At 63.3% G+C, this 15950-nt stretch carries 13 protein-coding genes, 1 pseudogene and 2 riboswitches; of the genes and pseudogenes, 3 read left to right on the top strand and 11 right to left on the bottom strand.

Features of this window, described 5'->3' with window-relative positions:
* Nucleotides 1-34 precede the first annotated feature (34 nt).
* Entirely contained in the window at nucleotides 35-694 is a 660-nt protein-coding gene (locus E4Q23_RS07585; RefSeq protein WP_169066067.1) for a peroxiredoxin, read from the bottom strand.
* Nucleotides 695-784: 90 nt separating this feature from the next.
* On the bottom strand, nucleotides 785-1825 hold the full coding sequence (locus E4Q23_RS07580; RefSeq protein WP_169066066.1) for an MBL fold metallo-hydrolase: 1041 nt from the start codon (nucleotides 1823-1825) through the stop codon (nucleotides 785-787).
* A gap of 306 nt (nucleotides 1826-2131) precedes the next feature.
* On the opposite strand from E4Q23_RS07580, the gene E4Q23_RS07575 reads away from it, so the two are divergent.
* Both E4Q23_RS07575 and E4Q23_RS07570 read left to right on the top strand, forming a co-directional pair.
* Nucleotides 2132-3547: an NfeD family protein gene (locus tag E4Q23_RS07575; RefSeq protein WP_211203678.1), complete on the top strand. Its 1416-nt coding sequence runs from the start codon at nucleotides 2132-2134 to the stop codon at nucleotides 3545-3547.
* A complete protein-coding gene (locus E4Q23_RS07570) occupies nucleotides 3544-4353 on the top strand; it encodes a slipin family protein (RefSeq protein WP_169066064.1) in 810 nt (269 codons plus the stop codon). Before E4Q23_RS07575 ends, E4Q23_RS07570 begins: the two co-directional genes overlap by 4 nt.
* 76 nt (nucleotides 4354-4429) lie before the next feature.
* Here the strand turns inward: E4Q23_RS07570 and E4Q23_RS07565 are convergent, their stop codons facing one another.
* The 9 genes and pseudogenes from E4Q23_RS07565 to gcvT all read right to left on the bottom strand — a co-directional run bounded on the left by E4Q23_RS07565 (nucleotide 4430) and on the right by gcvT (nucleotide 14201).
* Nucleotides 4430-5236 (bottom strand): alpha/beta hydrolase, encoded by an 807-nt coding sequence (locus E4Q23_RS07565; RefSeq protein ID WP_169066122.1) that lies wholly within the window; start codon nucleotides 5234-5236, stop codon nucleotides 4430-4432.
* A gap of 88 nt (nucleotides 5237-5324) precedes the next feature.
* A complete protein-coding gene (clpX, locus tag E4Q23_RS07560) occupies nucleotides 5325-6326 on the bottom strand; it encodes an ATP-dependent Clp protease ATP-binding subunit ClpX (RefSeq protein ID WP_169066063.1) in 1002 nt (333 codons plus the stop codon).
* Between the two features lie 91 nt (nucleotides 6327-6417).
* Nucleotides 6418-7614: a multidrug effflux MFS transporter gene (locus E4Q23_RS07555; protein ID WP_336511626.1), complete on the bottom strand. Its 1197-nt coding sequence runs from the start codon at nucleotides 7612-7614 to the stop codon at nucleotides 6418-6420.
* 22 nt (nucleotides 7615-7636) lie between these two features.
* Nucleotides 7637-8446 carry a ferritin-like domain-containing protein gene (locus E4Q23_RS07550; RefSeq protein WP_169066062.1) on the bottom strand — a complete coding sequence of 270 codons (810 nt, stop codon included), beginning with the start codon at nucleotides 8444-8446 and terminating at the stop codon, nucleotides 7637-7639.
* Nucleotides 8443-9042: a DUF2946 family protein gene (locus E4Q23_RS07545; protein WP_336511625.1), complete on the bottom strand. Its 600-nt coding sequence runs from the start codon at nucleotides 9040-9042 to the stop codon at nucleotides 8443-8445. The genes E4Q23_RS07550 and E4Q23_RS07545 overlap by 4 nt, the downstream gene beginning before the upstream one ends.
* The gene (locus E4Q23_RS07540) at nucleotides 9039-9521 is read right to left on the bottom strand and encodes a glutathione peroxidase (protein ID WP_169066061.1); all 483 of its coding nucleotides are present in this window, start codon (nucleotides 9519-9521) and stop codon (nucleotides 9039-9041) included. The genes E4Q23_RS07545 and E4Q23_RS07540 overlap by 4 nt, the downstream gene beginning before the upstream one ends.
* Before the next feature lie 180 nt (nucleotides 9522-9701).
* Nucleotides 9702-12626, bottom strand: coding sequence for an aminomethyl-transferring glycine dehydrogenase (gene gcvP / locus E4Q23_RS07535; RefSeq protein ID WP_169066060.1), 2925 nt, complete (start codon nucleotides 12624-12626; stop codon nucleotides 9702-9704).
* Nucleotides 12627-12663: 37 nt separating this feature from the next.
* Nucleotides 12664-13047: a glycine cleavage system protein GcvH gene (gene gcvH, locus E4Q23_RS07530; protein WP_169066059.1), complete on the bottom strand. Its 384-nt coding sequence runs from the start codon at nucleotides 13045-13047 to the stop codon at nucleotides 12664-12666.
* 64 nt (nucleotides 13048-13111) lie between these two features.
* A pseudogene (gene gcvT, locus E4Q23_RS07525) lies at nucleotides 13112-14201 on the bottom strand (glycine cleavage system aminomethyltransferase GcvT).
* 78 nt (nucleotides 14202-14279) lie between these two features.
* Nucleotides 14280-14385: riboswitch (glycine riboswitch) on the bottom strand.
* Between the two features lie 3 nt (nucleotides 14386-14388).
* Nucleotides 14389-14475, bottom strand: a riboswitch (glycine riboswitch).
* 325 nt (nucleotides 14476-14800) lie between these two features.
* On the opposite strand from gcvT, the gene E4Q23_RS07520 reads away from it, so the two are divergent.
* Nucleotides 14801-15775: an NF038130 family PEP-CTERM protein gene (locus tag E4Q23_RS07520; protein WP_211203673.1), complete on the top strand. Its 975-nt coding sequence runs from the start codon at nucleotides 14801-14803 to the stop codon at nucleotides 15773-15775.
* The last annotated feature ends 175 nt before the right edge of the window (nucleotides 15776-15950 follow it).

Genomic DNA, 15950 nt, shown 5'->3' with positions numbered 1-15950 from the left:
ATGCCTTCCCGGCCGCCGCCGTGCAAGCGACTGACTACTCGGGCTGGGTGATGACGCGCAGGTAGGGTTTGAGCGTTTTCCAGCCGTTTGGATACTTGGCCTTGGCGGCTTCGTCCGAAACCGAGGTCGGGATGATCACGTCATCACCCGGTCGCCAGTTCACCGGCGTGGCCACCGCGTGCCTGGCGTTGAGCTGGATCGCATCGAGCGCGCGCAGGACCTCGGAAAAATTGCGTCCGGCGCTCATCGGATAGGTCATCGTCAGTTTTATTTTCTTGTCCGGGCCGATCAGGAACACCGAGCGTACGGTTGCGTTATCGACCGCTGTGCGCTCGGCCGCCTTGCCGCTGGCGTTAGGGTGGATCATGTCGTAGAGCTTGGCGACGACCAGATCGGTATCGCCGATCAGCGGATAGTTCAGTGCCGTGCCCTGCGTTTCTTCGATGTCGCCGGCCCAGCGCAGGTGGTCGTCCACGCTGTCGATCGACAGCCCGATGACCTTGGTGTTACGGTTGTCGAAATCCGGCTTGAGGCGGGCGAGGTAGCCCAGCTCGGTGGTACAGACCGGCGTGAAGTCCTTGGGGTGGGAAAAGAGGATGGCCCAGCTATCGCCGATCCATTCGTGAAAATGAATCGTGCCTTCGGTGGTCTGGGCAGTGAAGTCCGGCGCTTCGTCGCCGATGTGCAGTCCCATCGTTTGCTCCTTATATATGGTGCGTGGGGAAAGGGGAAAACGGCAGAAGCCGTCACTGGACGCATTGCTGAATTACGTACGCCAGTTGACCTAGGGTTCTTGTCCCGAGTTCAACGGATACGCCGCCGCTCGCCAGGCCTTCATACCGCCGTCGAGGGCTACCACGTGCGGAAAGCCCATCTCGCGCAGGGTGGCTGCGGCCAGGGTCGATACCTGCCCCAGCTCGCAGCAGGTGAGAATGCGCCGCGTCGGGTCTGGCAGCTCCTGGTTGACGCGCAACTCGATCTGACCGCGTGGCAGCAGGCGCGCGCCGGGAACATGGCCGCTTTCGTAAGCGTCGCGCTCACGCACATCGAGGACGATCAAGTCCTGGTCACCGGCTTCGACGCGCGCCTTGAGCTCGGCGAGCGAGATGAACGGTACTCTGGCTGCGGCCTCGGCGAGCAACTGCGCGACCGACTTCCCACCGCTCATATTGGTACGCAGTGCCTCGGTGACATGCGTCGGCATCGACAGGTTGAGCTCGCGCATCATGTCGACGAAAGCGGCGCGGTCGCGCTTCTGCAGGCGCGGGTTGCTGGCGATCTCCTCGCCGATGGTCGAGCTTTGCCGGCCCTTGTAGTCGTGCGCCGGGAAGACTCTAAGGCTGGGGTCGAGTTTCAGAAGGCGCTGAAAGAGGCTGTCGTAGAGAGCCTCCGGATTGCCACTCGGCAGGTCGGTGCGGCCGGTTCCACCGATCAGCAGGGTGTCGCCGGTGAACACGCTGCCCTCGATCTGCAGACACATCGAGTCGCTGGTGTGGCCGGGCGTGTGCATCACCTGCAAGCGCAGCCGCCCGAGCATCAGCATCTCACCATCGCCGATGCGCATGTCCACGAAGGGCGCGGCGCTCGTTCGGTACATCACGACCGGCACGGCCAACTTCCGTGCCAGCTGCCGGGTTGCCGAGAAATGGTCGGCGTGGGTATGGGTGTCGATCAGGTAACGGATGCGCAAGCCATCACGCGCGGCGAGCGCAAGGTAATGGTCGATCTGGCTGATTTCCGGATCGATCAGCGCTGCCGTGCTGGTGTCCTCGCAGCCGATCAGATAGGACTGGCAGCCGCCAGTGGCGATTTGTTCGAGAATCATTGCCGCATCCTCCTCTATCACTAAGAGAATCGTCGCCGCCACGCGAGGCCGGGCAGCGCCAGGTCGCTTGGCTTTTGCGATGGTAGCGCAAGTTTGGCGATGTTCGCGTCGGTGGAAAAAAGAAAGCGCAGATGACCTGCCTGGGCTATTTTGAGGTGTGTTCGACTCCGCTATTTCCAATTGAAGGGGGAACAGATGAACGCGCTGTTCAGTGGTCCAGAAAGGTGGCGGTCCATTGCTGGCAAGTACGGGCAGCCGCCGCGTTTGGCTCGCTGCTTGCTCGCTTTGCTGGCGCTGCTCTTGGCAATGTGGGGCGTGCCGGGTGCGCTTCGCGCCGCGACGAGTGTGCCAGCGAGTGCGCCTGTAATCGTGCTCACCGTGCAGGACGCAATCGGTCCGGCCAGCGCCGACTATGTTGTGCGCAGCCTGCGGCGTGCGCAAGACGAGCGGGCGCCGCTGGTCGTTTTGCGGATCGATACGCCGGGCGGACTGGATAGCGCGATGCGCCAGATCGTCCAGGCCATTCTCGCCTCGCCGGTGCCGGTGGTTTCCTACGTCAGCCCACAGGGCGCACGCGCGGCGAGTGCCGGCACCTACATCCTCTATGCCAGTCACCTGGCGGCGATGTCGCCGGCGACGACGCTGGGCGCTGCGACGCCGGTATCGATCGGGCTGCCGGGTGCGGCGCCGAGCCGTCCGGAGTCGCCCCCGCCGTCGCCGGCGGGCGCGGCGTCCGATCCGGCTGCCGAGCCCGCCGCTAAACCCGCCACAGCTTCCGAGCCGGCTCCAGCGTCGGCGCCGTTATCGGCTGATACGATGAAAACCAAGCAAATCAACGACGCCGCGGCGTTCATCCGCGGGCTGGCGCAGCAGCACGGTCGCAACGCCGCGTGGGCCGAGCGTGCGGTGCGCGAGGCGGTAACGCTGACGGCTTCCGAAGCTTTGCGCGAGAAGGTTATCGATGTCGTTGCCGCCGACGTGCCCGACCTGCTGAAACAGATCGACGGGCGTAGCGTGCAGATGCAGAGCGGCAAGCTGACGCTGACCACGCGCGATATGGCGACGCTGGAACTGCTGCCGGATGCCCGCCACCGCCTGCTGTCGGTGATCGCCAACCCGAGTTTCGCGCTGATCCTGATGATGATCGGCATCTACGGCCTGATTTTCGAGTTCTCGTCGCCCGGTTTCGGCGTCCCCGGTACGGTCGGTGCGATCTGCCTGCTGCTGGCGATGTTTGCGCTGCAGATGCTGCCGGTCAACTACGCCGGCCTGGCACTGATCGTGCTGGGTATCGGCTTGATGGCCGCCGAATTGTTGACGCCGACCTTTGGCGTGCTCGGGGTCGGCGGCATCGCAGCCTTCATCGCCGGTGGTCTGCTGCTCTTCGATGCCGATGTGCCGGGCATGGGCGTGCCGCTGCCGCTGCTCTTTGGCCTGGCCGCCAGTTCCGCGGCACTGGTCTTGCTTGGTGGCGGCATGGCGCTGCGCGCGCGCCGCGCGCTGGTGGTCAGTGGCCGCGAGGCGATGATCGGTAGCAATGGCGAAATCGAGTTGGTGGACGGCGACGAGGTCTGGGTACAGGTCCACGGCGAACGTTGGCGCGTGCGCGCCAGCGGCCCGCTGGCAGCAGGCCAGCGCGTGCGGGTCAGTGGCATGGACGGTCTGATCCTCGAGGTGCAGGCCAGCGACGATTCTTCCTCATCGAAAGGAGCAACGCCATGATCTTCGATCTCAATCTGGGCCTGGGTAGCGTCCTGGTACCGATGCTGCTGATTTTGCTGTTCGCCTCGCTACGCATCCTGCGCGAGTACGAGCGCGGCGTGGTTTTTCAGCTCGGCCGTTTCTGGAAAGTCAAGGGGCCGGGACTGGTGATCGTCATTCCCGGCATTCAGCAGATGGTGCGCGTCGATCTGCGGGTAGTGACCATGGACGTCGAGCCGCAGGATGTGATCTCGCGTGACAACGTTTCGGTCAAGGTCAACGCCGTCGTTTTCTTCCGCGTCGTCGACCCGCAAAAGGCGATCATCCAGGTCGAGCAGTTCCTGATGGCGACTTCGCAACTCGCGCAGACGACCTTGCGCGTCGTTCTCGGCAAACACGAACTCGACGAGATGCTGGCGGAGCGCGAGCGGCTGAATATCGACGTGCAGAAAATCCTCGACGCGCAGACCGACGCCTGGGGCGTCAAGGTCACCAACGTCGAGATCAAGCATATTGACCTCAACGAATCGATGATCCGGGCCATCGCCCGTCAGGCCGAGGCCGAGCGCGAAAGGCGCGCCAAGGTGATTCACGCCGAAGGGGAAAAACAGGCGGCGGCAGCGCTGCTCGAGGCGGCGACGACGCTCGCGCAGCGCCCGGAGGCGATGCAATTGCGCTATCTGCAGACGATGACCCAGGTCGCCGGCGACCGCGCGACCACCGTCGTGCTGCCCTTGCCGCTCGATCTGATCAATGCCTTGACAGCGAAGACGGGGCCAGTGGCGGGTGGCGCGGCGCAAGCGGTCAGGGAGGGCCCGTCTTGTTGAGTCCGCAGATTACGCAGATTACGCAGATTGGGTTGAGTTGCTTGACTCGCGCGGCGACTGTTTCTGGGCAGGGGTCTTAGCGAGTGCTTGTCGGCTGGGCGTCTCTGGACAACAGGAAGTCCACTGCCTCTTGCCACCAGGGGTCGTCGAGGCGAGTGAACCAGTCGTTGTGCTCGGCGCCCTCGATGACTGCCAGTCTCTTCGGTTCGCTGAGGGCAGCATAGAGTGCCTGCCCGAACTGGGGAGGGACGATGCTGTCGCGGGCGGCGATGGCGACCATGACCGGGCGCCCGAAAGTCGCCAGGTGGGCGACGCTGTCATAGCGGTCGCGCAGCAGCCACTGCACGGGCAGTAGCGGGTAGTGGTGGGCGGCGACCTGTTCGAGGCGGTCCCACGGGGTGATCAGCAGCAGGCCGGCAATCAGTTCGCGCTGCGCATCGCTGGCGGCCGCTGCCACGCCGGCGCCCAGCGATTCTCCGATGATCAGCAGCGGTCCGTCGTAGTGGCGCCGCGCCAGCGCAATCGTCTGTTCGGCGTCGGCGACCAGGCTCTTCTCGCCGAGTTCGCCGGGGCGCGGGCCGTACGCCGGATACTCGGCGAGAATGACCCGCAGGCCGAGCCGCGTCAGCACGCCGACGTAGAACTGACGGTGGCCGGCATGGCCGGCGTTGCCGTGGAAAATGATCGCCGTGGCGCGCACTGCGCCATCGGGCTCGGCGAGCAGGCCGCGGAAGTCGGACGCCGTCGGCCAGGGCGACAGGCCAGCGGACGCCCCCTCCATTTCGGCAACGCTGGCCCGCTCGGGGAAGTACAGGAGCTGGTCCTGGAACATGCTGATTCCTGCCAGGAAAATCAAAAAGGCGGCAAGCGCAAGGAAAGCCATCCGCAAAGCGGCGCGGGCGCCGCCGCGGCCTTGCCCCCGGCTGGTGCTGCGTTCGGCAGGCGGCAGCGACGAGACCACCATTGCGCGCTCACTTCCTGCCGACAAGGCGAGGGTCCTCGAACAGGGAGGCGATTTCAACCCTGGCGATTTCCGGGTGGTCGGGGACGAGGTAGAGAATCGGCGTGATCAGCTCCTCGAAAATTCCGCGCAGGCTGCGCGCGCCGGTCTTGTACTCGATGGCGATTTCGGCGATCTGTTCGAAGACTTTCGGGCCGATGCGCAGGTCGACGCCTTCGCCGCGAAAGATCTCGATGTACTGCCGGTAGATCGAGTTCTTCGGTACGCTCATGATGCGTACCAGCATCGCCTTGCTCAGCTCATGCAGGTTGGCGATCACCGGCAGACGGCCGGTGAACTCCGGGATCAGACCGAATTCGAAGAGGTCGGTAGGCTTCACCCGCTTGTTCAGCCGATCGAGGATATTCTGGTTGTCGTCGGTCGACGTGGCGATGAATCCGAAACCATGCGTCTTGGCCATGATGTTCTCGATGCCGACAAAGGCGCCACCACAGATGAACAGGACGTTGCTGGTGTCGACGTACTGGTTGTCCTTGAGCTTGACCGGAGAACCTTCCATTATTTTCAGCAGCGCGTGTTGCACGCTCTCGCCGGAGATCGCTCCCGACTGCGTGTTGGTCGCCTTCAGCTTGTCGATTTCGTCGATGAAGATGATGCCGTGCTGGGCGTTCTGGATACTGCCGTCGGCCTTGTCGAGCAGGCGCTGCAGGATCGCCTCGATTTCTTCATTGACGTATTTGGTCTGGGCCAGAGAAGTTGCGTCGGCGGTGACGAAGGGAACCTTCAACATCCTTGACAGGGTATCGCAGAGCAAGGTCTTGCCGGTTCCCGAAGGTCCGATGAGCAGCACATTGCTTTTGGCGATCGCGCCCTTGTCCTGTGCGAAAGTGGCAATCTTCCGATAGTGCGAGTAAACGGCCACGGCGAGGACCTTCTTGGCGTCTTCCTGGCCGATGACGTATTGATCGAGGTATTTGACAATCGCGCTGGGCGTGGTTTCTCTGGCTAGCAAGCGGGTGGCCCCAAAGTCGACGAAGGGTTGCGGAAGGCAACTATCTTATTCCGAAATCAGCCCTGGCGTTCGGGCAGCGCTACAGCCCTGTTCAAGCGTCGCGGCCGGGCCGGATCAGCGTCATGTAGGACAGCGGCGCGAGTGCCGTGCAGATTGCCACGCCCACTGCGAGCGCGCCGCCGCCGCCACCCGGCAGTGCGTGCCCGACGGCGACGCCGACCACTGCGGCGAGGCTCATCTGCACGAAACCCATCAGTGCCGAAGCCGACCCGACCATTGTCGGATACGGCGCCAGTGCCTTGGCAATGGCGTTCGGCATGACCAGGCCGGTGGCCACGGTACAGAAGAACATCGGCCCGAGAATGGCGGCAATGCTGCTTGCTCCCGAGAACTCCAGCGCCGCCATGCACAAGCCGGCGACAGCGCCGAGCCAGGCGCCGAAAGCGAGCAGGGTGTCGCCACCGAAACGCCGGACAAGTTTCCCGGAAGCAAGCGAGCCGAGGACATAGCCAGCGACGACCAGACCGAAGCTCATGCCGAATACCTCGGGCGTCAGCCCGTGCCTTTCGCTGAGCACGAAGGATGAAGCCGAGATGAAGGCGAAAAGCGCGCTGTAGGAAAAGGAAAAAGTCAGCACGTAGCCGAGATAGCTGCGGTTGGCGAGCAACAGGCGGAAGTTGGCGATGAGCTGGTGTGGCTGCGTTGCTCCCGGGTGTCGGTGGACATTGCTTTCTCTGAGCAGGCAGGCGACGGCGATGATCTGGGCAAGGCAAATAAGCAGCAGGATGACGAAATTCGATTGCCAACCGAAAAGTACGGTGAGAAAGCCGCCCAGCGTTGGTCCGAGCAGTGGTGCAATGGCCATCGCGCCGCCCATGTAGGCAATGATGCGCGCCGACTCGGTCGCGCCCCAGACGTCACGAACGACGGCACGGCCGAGGACCGGGCCGGCACAGGCGCCGAGGGCCTGCACGAAGCGTGCGGCAATCAGCATCTCGATGCTCTGCGCCACGATGCAGGCGATTGTTGCCAGGCCATAGACGGCCAGTCCGCCGAGGAGCAGCGGCCGGCGGCCAAAGCGATCGGAAAGCGGCCCGTAGAAAAGCTGACCAAAGGCAAAACCGACCAGGAAGACGGACAGCGTCAGTTGCACGCCGGCCGCATCGCTGCCGAACGCCCGCGCCAGGGTGGGCAGTGCCGGCAGGTAAAGGTCGGTGGACAAGGGGCCCAGGGCGACCAGCATCGTCAGCAGCACGGCCAGGCCGAAAGAGGGCGGTAGGGTCGTCACCGTCCCCACTTCTGGTGCCGCTTCATGGCGCCTGCAAGGCTGCCAGCTCCCTTTCGTCAAAGCCCGCTGCGCGGCGCGCTTCAAGGTTGAAAGGACCGCGCAGGCGGGGCGCGCGATAGCGATGCGCAAGCTCTGCGTAGCTGCTCACTGGATCCAGGCCGCGCTGCGCACAGAGCCAGCGGTACCAGCGGTTGCCGATGGCGACGTGGCCGATCTCGTCGGCGAGGATGGTCGCCAGGATCGCTGCTCCGCGCTGGTCGCCAACGCCTTGCAGCTTGTCACGAATCGGCGGCGCCGCGTCGAGGCCACGCGCTTCGAGCGTCCGCGGCACCAGCGCCAGGCGTGCCAGGAGGTCGTCGCTGGTTCTTTCGGCCATTGCCCAGAGGCCGTCGTGGGCGGGAAAGTCGCCGTAAGCGTAGCCCATCGTTTCGAGATGTTCGCGCAGCAAGCCGAAGTGGCGCGCTTCTTCGCCGGCGACGCCGATCCAGTCACGATAGAAATCGGCTGGCATGGCGGCGAAGCGCCAGACGATGTCGAGCGCCAGATTGACGGCGTTGAGCTCGATATGAGCCAGCGAATGGATCAGCGCGGCGCGCCCCTCGACGCTGGTGACCGGCCGCTTGGCGAGCTGTGCTGGTGGTACCAGCGCTGGCCGGGCACTACGGCCGGGGAGCGTTTCCGTGGCCAGGCGGCAGCTATCGGGCGCGCTGACGATCTGGGCATCGCTGACCAGCGCGGCGGCTGCGGTCAGCGCGATACGTTCGACCGCAAGGCACTTTTCGTCGGCGGTTTTCAGCAGCAAGGCGTCGAGAGCGAGTTGCCGTAGCGTCAAGGAAGAACTCCCGGCGGCGCTTCTTGCGGTGAGGCAATAAAGCCGTAGCGTTTCGGGATATCCGATCGCCGCAGTGTGCGTACCGGAAGGTGCTGCGCGTGCCAAACGAGGGTCAGCGGGCTGATGTCCGCGTTCACGCAGTCAGCTGCCTGGGCGATGGCCGCGAGCAGGGCGTCGTCGTCGGCGACTTCGCCGTTCGCCAGATACAGGCAGGGCAGCAGAGTGGGCAGGTCGCGGTCGCAGAGCAGGGCGATCCCGGCGGGGATTTCGAGCAGCAGATTGCCTTCCTCGTCGATGGCCGCGCCGCGCAGTTCGCTGACCATTTCGCCGACTTGCGTTGCGAAGCAATCCGGCGTCGCCAGGTGCAAGACCCACGGCGTGTAGTCGAGGTCGACGAAGACCCGTTGCGGGCCGTTCTGCACGAAGTAATTGCCGTCCTCGTCGTGCGCGTACTGGCGATTGAGGAAATCCTGGAGGCCGCGATGGCTGACCGCTTCACCGCGCATTCGCCAGCGACCGCGCTGGTCGAGCGATAGCCAACCATAGCAGGCCGGCACGTTCGGCCAGCGCAACATGGCGCTGAAGTCGGGCGTCACAGGAGGGCTTCAATGTCCTTGGCGATGCTTTCCGGGGCCGTCGCCGAGGCGTAGCGTTCAATCACCTCGCCCTGGCGGTTGACCAGGAATTTGGTGAAGTTCCACTTGATGCCCTCGCTGCCGAGGAGGCCGGGAGCGGCCTTTTTCAGATGTTGGTAGAGCGGGTGCGCGTGCGCGCCGTTGACCTCGATCTTGGCAAACATCGGGAAGGCGACGCCGTAGTTCTTCTGACAGAAGCTGGCGATTTCGTCGGCTTCGCCCGGTTCCTGGGCACCGAACTGGTTGCACGGAAAACCGAGCACCTCGAAGTCGCGTTGGCGATAGCGCATATAGAGATCTTCAAGGCCTTCGTATTGAGGCGTGAAGCCGCAATTGCTGGCGGTGTTGACGATCAGCAGAACCTTGCCTGCGTAGTCGCCAAGTGACTGGACGCCGCCTTCCAGGCGCTCGGCGGACAATTCATAGATGGGGGCACTCATGGTCTGTCTCCTCGGGAGGGGTAGAGGGGAGGGGAAAGTGTAGCCAGAAATCGCCGCGCGTGCGTAACCGCAGCGCTGGCGGATGCCGATAAGGCGATGCCTTCATGCAGCGCTGCAGAATGCCATTGCCGGCAGCGGACCCTTCGCGGCCATGCCTGGTTCAGAGCGCTTGGCACCACTTCAGGTCGTCGCCTCTTGGTCCTCTTCGATGGGAACGCAGGAACAGAACAGGTGGCGGTCGCCATGCACGTCGTCTACCCGATTGACGCTTGGCCAGAACTTGTTTTCGGCGACATAGGGCAGGGGCAGGACGGCTTGCTGGCGGCTGTACGGTCGCTTCCAGTCACTGTCGACGATGTCGGCCTGGGTGTGCGGCGCATTCTTGAGCGGGTTGTCGTCGATCGGCCAGTGGCCGACTTCGATCTGGCGGATTTCTTCGCGGATGGCGGTCATCGCCGCGATGAAGCGGTCGAGTTCGGCTTTCGACTCTGATTCGGTGGGCTCGACCATTATCGTTCCGGCCACCGGGAAGCTGATCGTCGGCGCGTGAAAACCATAGTCCATCAAGCGCTTGGCGATGTCGGTCTCGGAAACGCCGGTGGCCACTTTGAGCGGCCGGATGTCGAGGATGCATTCGTGCGCCACCCGACCCTGGCTGCCGGTGTACAGCACCGGGTAGTGCGGGCGCAGGCGACTGGCGATGTAGTTGGCGTTGAGAATGGCGACCTGCGTTGCGCGCGTCAGTCCACTGCCGCCCATCATGGCGATATACATCCAGGAGATTGGCAGGATCGACGCCGATCCCCATGGCGCAGCCGCCACTGCCCCCTGGCCCTGGTGCGGGCCGCTGATGCTTTGCACGCTGTGGTTGGCCATGAACGGGGCCAGGTGCGCTTTGAGGCCGATCGGACCCATTCCCGGGCCGCCACCACCGTGCGGGATGCAGAAGGTCTTGTGCAGGTTCATGTGGCTGACGTCGGCGCCGATCAGCGCCGGTGACGTCAGGCCCACCTGCGCGTTGAGGTTGGCTCCGTCCATATACACCTGGCCGCCGTGGGCGTGCACGGTGGCGCAAATCTCCTGCACCGATTCCTCGAAGACGCCGTGTGTTGACGGATAGGTGATCATCAGGCAGGCGAGGGTGGCCGCGTGCTGTGCCGCTTTGGCGGCAAGGTCGGCGAGGTCAATGTTGCCCGAGTCGTCGCAATTGACCACCACCACCCGCATTCCGCACATCTGCGCGGTGGCGGGGTTGGTGCCGTGTGCCGAGCGCGGGATCAGGCAGACCTGGCGCTGGGCGTCGCCGCGGCTGGCGTGATAGCGGGCGATGGCCACGAGACCGGCGTATTCACCCTGCGCGCCTGAATTGGGCTGCATGCAGATGGCGTCGAAACCAGTGATTGCCTTGAGCCAATCTTCGAGCTCGCCAATCATTTGCAGGTAGCCTTCGGCCTGGTCGAGCGGGGCGAAGGGGTGAATGTCGGCGAATTGCGGCCAGGTGATCGGGATCATCTCGCTGCTGGCGTTGAGCTTCATGGTGCATGAGCCCAGCGAGATCATCGAGTGGTCGAGCGCCAGGTCCTTGCTCTGCAGCTTCTTCAGATAGCGCAGCATTTCGTGTTCGGTGTGGTGGGTGTTGAACACCGGATGCGTGAGGATGGCGTCACTGCGCAGGAAGGACGGCGGCAGGCTGGGGTCATCGTGTCGCAACTGCTCGTCGAGTGGGCCGAGGTCGACGTTTATGCCGGCGATCAGCTTGATCAGCAGGGCGATGTCGGCCTGCGACGTTTTTTCGTTCACCGCGATTCCGAGGATGCCGGGAGCGACCTGGCGCAGGTTGTAACCGGCATCGATGGCGGCCTTGTAGGCGCTCAGGGCGTGCCCGCCAAGGTCGACGCACAGGGTGTCGAAGAAATGCCGGGTCAGCACCTTGATGCCGGCACGCCGCAGACTCTCGGCGAGAATGGCGGTGAGCCGGTGGATGCGGCCGGCGATCGTGCGCAGCCCTTGCGGGCCGTGGTAGACGGCATACATGCCGGCGATGTTGGCCAGCAAGACTTGCGAAGTACAGATGTTGGAGTTGGCCTTCTCGCGGCGGATGTGCTGCTCGCGCGTCTGCAGCGCCATGCGCAGGGCCTTGTTGCCGCGGCTGTCGATCGAGACGCCGATGATGCGGCCGGGGATCGAACGCTTGTACTCGTCCCGGGTGGCGAAAAAGGCCGCGTGCGGGCCGCCGAATCCGAGCGGGACACCGAAGCGCTGCGAGGAGCCGAGAACGATGTCGGCTCCCATTTCCCCCGGTGAACGCAGCAGGACCAAGGCCATCAGATCCGCGGCGACGGCGACGACGGCGCCGCGCGACTTGGCGGCGGCAATCGCTCCGCTGAGGTCGCAGACTTCCCCGAGTTCGTTCGGATACTGAAACAGGGCGCCAAAGACTTCCTGTTGCGCAGCCAGGTCCGGGGTTCCCAGGACGAGGTCGAAGCCAAAGAAGGCGGCGCGCGTCTTGATGACGTCGATGGTCTGCGGGAAGCAGCCGGAGTCGACAAAGAAGCGATTGGATTTCGACTTGCTGATGCGGCGGGCCATGGCCATCGCTTCCGCTGCGGCGGTCGCTTCGTCGAGTAGCGAGGCGTTGGCGAGTTCAAGACCGCTGAGGTCGACGATCATCTGCTGGTAGTTGAGCAGCGCCTCGAGTCGGCCCTGTGCGATCTCCGCCTGGTAGGGGGTGTACGCGGTGTACCAACCGGGGTTCTCGAGGACATTGCGCAGGACGACGGCCGGAGTCAGCGTATCCGCGTAGCCAAGCCCGATCATTGCATGCTGAACACGGTTGCGCATGGCTGTCACGCGCAGAGCGGCGAGAGCTTCGTGCTCCGGACGCGGCTCGGCGAGGGCCAGCGGCGAGCGCAGGCGAATCGCTGCCGGGACCGTCTGATCGATGAGTTGCTCGAGCGTGGCGACACCGATGCTGGCCAGCATGGCCGCGATTTCACCGCCACAGGGGCCAATGTGGCGGTCGATGAAATCGTCGCGTTGTTCCAGTTCGGCGAGCGTTGGGCAGTGAGGCTGCGGTGCGGGTTGCAGTGTGGGCGTGGCGTCCATGGCGTTTTCCGGTGGCGATGGTGGCGATGCGATTTGCCTAGGCGGCGTCTACGAGTTGCTGGTAGGCGGTGGCATCGAGCAACGCGTCCACGTCAGCTGCAGCGACCGGTTGCATCTTGAACAACCAGGCAGCGTAGGCGTCCTGATTGACCACTTCCGGGCTATCCACGGCGATCGGATTGACTTCGACGATGCTGCCGGTGAGCGGTGCGTAAACATCGGAGGCTGCTTTCACCGATTCGACGACTGCCACCTCCTGATCGGCAGAAAACTCGACGCCGACATCCGGAAGTTCGACGAAAACGAGGTCGCCAAGCAGCTCCTGAGCGTGATCGGTGATCCCGACGGTAATTGTGCCGTCGGCTTCGGCGCGGACCCATTCGTGATTCCGGGTGTACTTGAGGTCGCTGGGGATGTTCATTTTTACTCCTGACAAATTAGATGAAAGCGGCCAATTGACAAATTGACAAATTGACAATAAAGAATCAGACCAGAATGCTTCCGTTGCGCACAAAGCAAGGCTTGACCACCCGGGCAGCGAGGAGCTTGTCGCGAATCGACACTTCGACCGTGTCACCGATCGCGGCGGCGAGCGGTAGTCGGGCCAGGGCGATTGATTGCTGCATCGTCGGCGAAAAACTGCCGCTGGTAATCTCCCCGGCCCCCTGGCCGGTGACGACTTTCTGGTGAGCACGCAGTACGCCGCGGTCCTTGAGCAGCAGACCGAGAAACTGGTGCTGCTGTGGTCTGGTGAGCAGCGTCGCCTTGCCAACGAAGTCACGCGGGGCGACGAGGTCGACGGTCCACGCCAGGCCGGCGTCGAGCGGCGAGATATCCTCGTCCATGTCCTGGCCATAGAGATTCATGCCCGCTTCCAGGCGCAGGGTGTCGCGGGCACCGAGACCGCAGGGCTGGACGCCGGTGTCGGCGAGCGCTGTCCATAGTTTGCTCGCCTGCTCGGCGGGTAAAGTGATTTCGTAACCGTCTTCACCGGTGTAGCCGGTGCGAGCAACAAAAAAAATCCTCGCAGCGCGCGGCGAAAAATGGCTGCAGGGATTCGCATGCCGAACGGCAGTCGGGCAATACCTGCCAGACTTTCTGGCGGGCGTTCGGGCCCTGCACGGCGATCATCGCCAGGGCGCCAGTTCCCTCGCGGCGTTGCGTGATCGTCGCCGCAAGCTGCCAGTCGGCGAGGCGGTCAGCCATCCAACGCAGATCCTTGGCCGCAGTGCCGGCGTTGATGACCACCCGGTATCTGCTTTCGTCGAGGTAATAGACAATCAGGTCGTCGATCACGCCGCCGGCTTCGTTGAGCATCGCGCTGTACAGCGCCTTGCCCGCGACCTGCAACTTGTCGATGTTGTTGGCGATCAGGCGGCGCAGGAAGGCGGCGCTATCAACTCCCGCGATATCCACCACGCACATGTGCGAAACGTCGAACATGCCGGCGTCGCGGCGTACCGCGTGGTGCTCCTCGATCTGCGAGCCGTAGTGAAGAGGCATCTCCCAGCCGCCGAAATCGACCATCCGGGCGCCGCTCCGGCGATGGTCTTCGTTGAGGACAGTTTTCTGCATCGTATCAGACCTTTGTGAGAGATTGTTGAAGTGGATTCCAGAAACGAAAAAGGGGCGAACTCGCATCGAGTTCACCCCCCCTGTCCATGTACCTGAGAGATTTTGCAGGCGAAAAGTGAATCGCAGCCGCAGGCCCCATCGGTGGGCGCTGCACTTAAAAACAAGCGCGCGCCGCTCTCCAGAGTTCATTGCACGAACGGTCCTTTTGCCTGAGCGTTTCCGGGTGGATTGCGCCTTCGGCGGCGGTTTTGCCGCCCTCTCCCATTCGCGCCGCAACTATAGCGCGCTGGCAGCAGTGCTCGCAAGTGCGCAGCGGACCGGCGCGGGAGGTGGTGCAGTGACCCGGCGGTGTTTACTGGCCCCTGGTTGCCGCTGTATTTGCGGCGCTCGAGCATTGGTGTGACGGCTGCCAGTGACTTGCGGGCCTGGGCCCGGCGAACTGGTTTTCGCTTAAGCCTTTCGCTGTCGGCTGCTATACTCGGCTCCTCTGCCCTGCCATTGCGACTCGGAAAGTGTCGAGTTTTTTTTACACCTCCCGCCTCGGTTTCCCGAGGGTGATTGATTTGGCTCATGATATACAAGGGTTTACGATTTCTGGCATGGTTTTTGCTTATAAGTTGTCGAGTCAGGTTTTGCTGAGGGAAGCGGGCATGGGCCCGTGTGGCATCCCAAAAACCAAGACTTGTGAAGCCCATTTCAATTCTCATCAACCGGTTTCCGACAAGGGCTGGTACTCGATGTCAAAGGAGTTTCCTATGAATGCATTTTGCAACAAGACAAAGATCGCCCTGGCTGTTGCGGCCTTGGCGGTTTCGACCGGCGCTTCGGCTGTATCCATTCAGAATGTTGTGGTCGGGCCGGGTGGCTTCCTGGTTTGGAACGGCGCTCCGCTTCTGACGGCGCAAGCCCCCACGCAGGCGAACGCCATTGCGGCGCTCGGCGGCAATGCGGCCGCTCCCAACGGTAACGTCGAACTGAACAAGTTCGGCGGCGATGTCGTGCCGGGTTTTGGGCCTGTCACCACCCTGTCCGGTGACGACGGGCTTGGCCACGGCATCAAGCTGATGAGCATGCAGCTGACCGATTGGGGTGGGCAGCCGGGCGGCGACCAGGCGCTTGCAAAGGAGTATATCCAAGGCGCAGCGAATCGGGCTGAGCTGGGTACATTGACTCCTGTTGATATGGACAATGCCCTTGCGGTGTTTTTTGCCCCGAATGCCAATCTCGGTGGCATGGCCCCCTGGCAGCTGGTTAGCGACCCGAACATCTCCTACGTCGATATCTTGCCGACCAAGGTGCACCTCGGCTTGGCTGGGTTCCTGAATGCCACCCCATTTCTTGAGGTCGTGTTTGGCGTCGATTTGAAAGAGGGGCTGCAAGTTAGCGAGGTGGTCAAGTACGAGTTTGGTGGTAGGACTGGCTACGCTTACGGGTTCTGGGCTACCCCATCGCATGTTGCAAGCAGAGATGGCTCCTACAGTGGCAATTTCGCTCTTGTGATCCCCGAACCGGCAAGTCTGGCCTTGTTCGGGATCGGCCTGCTCGGTCTGTGCCTGGGCCGTCGCCGCGCCTGAAAGAAGGAAGTCGAGCGCCTCTCGTCGGGAGAGGGCGAGAGACGCTCGTGAAATGAGTGCGAGGGCGCCGCGCGACAGGGCTCTTCTTTTCTGAGGTCGGGTAGGTTTGTGGCGTTGCCGCACGAGCATCCTGATGTTGATGCAGGCCGAGACACCGGCTGATACTAGCAAGTGC

The organism is Candidatus Accumulibacter phosphatis (genome assembly GCF_012939955.1).
GTDB lineage: Bacteria > Pseudomonadota > Gammaproteobacteria > Burkholderiales > Rhodocyclaceae > Accumulibacter > Accumulibacter delftensis.
The sequence above is the reverse complement of the archived record's forward strand: the minus strand, read 5'-3'. Positions and strand labels throughout refer to the sequence as shown.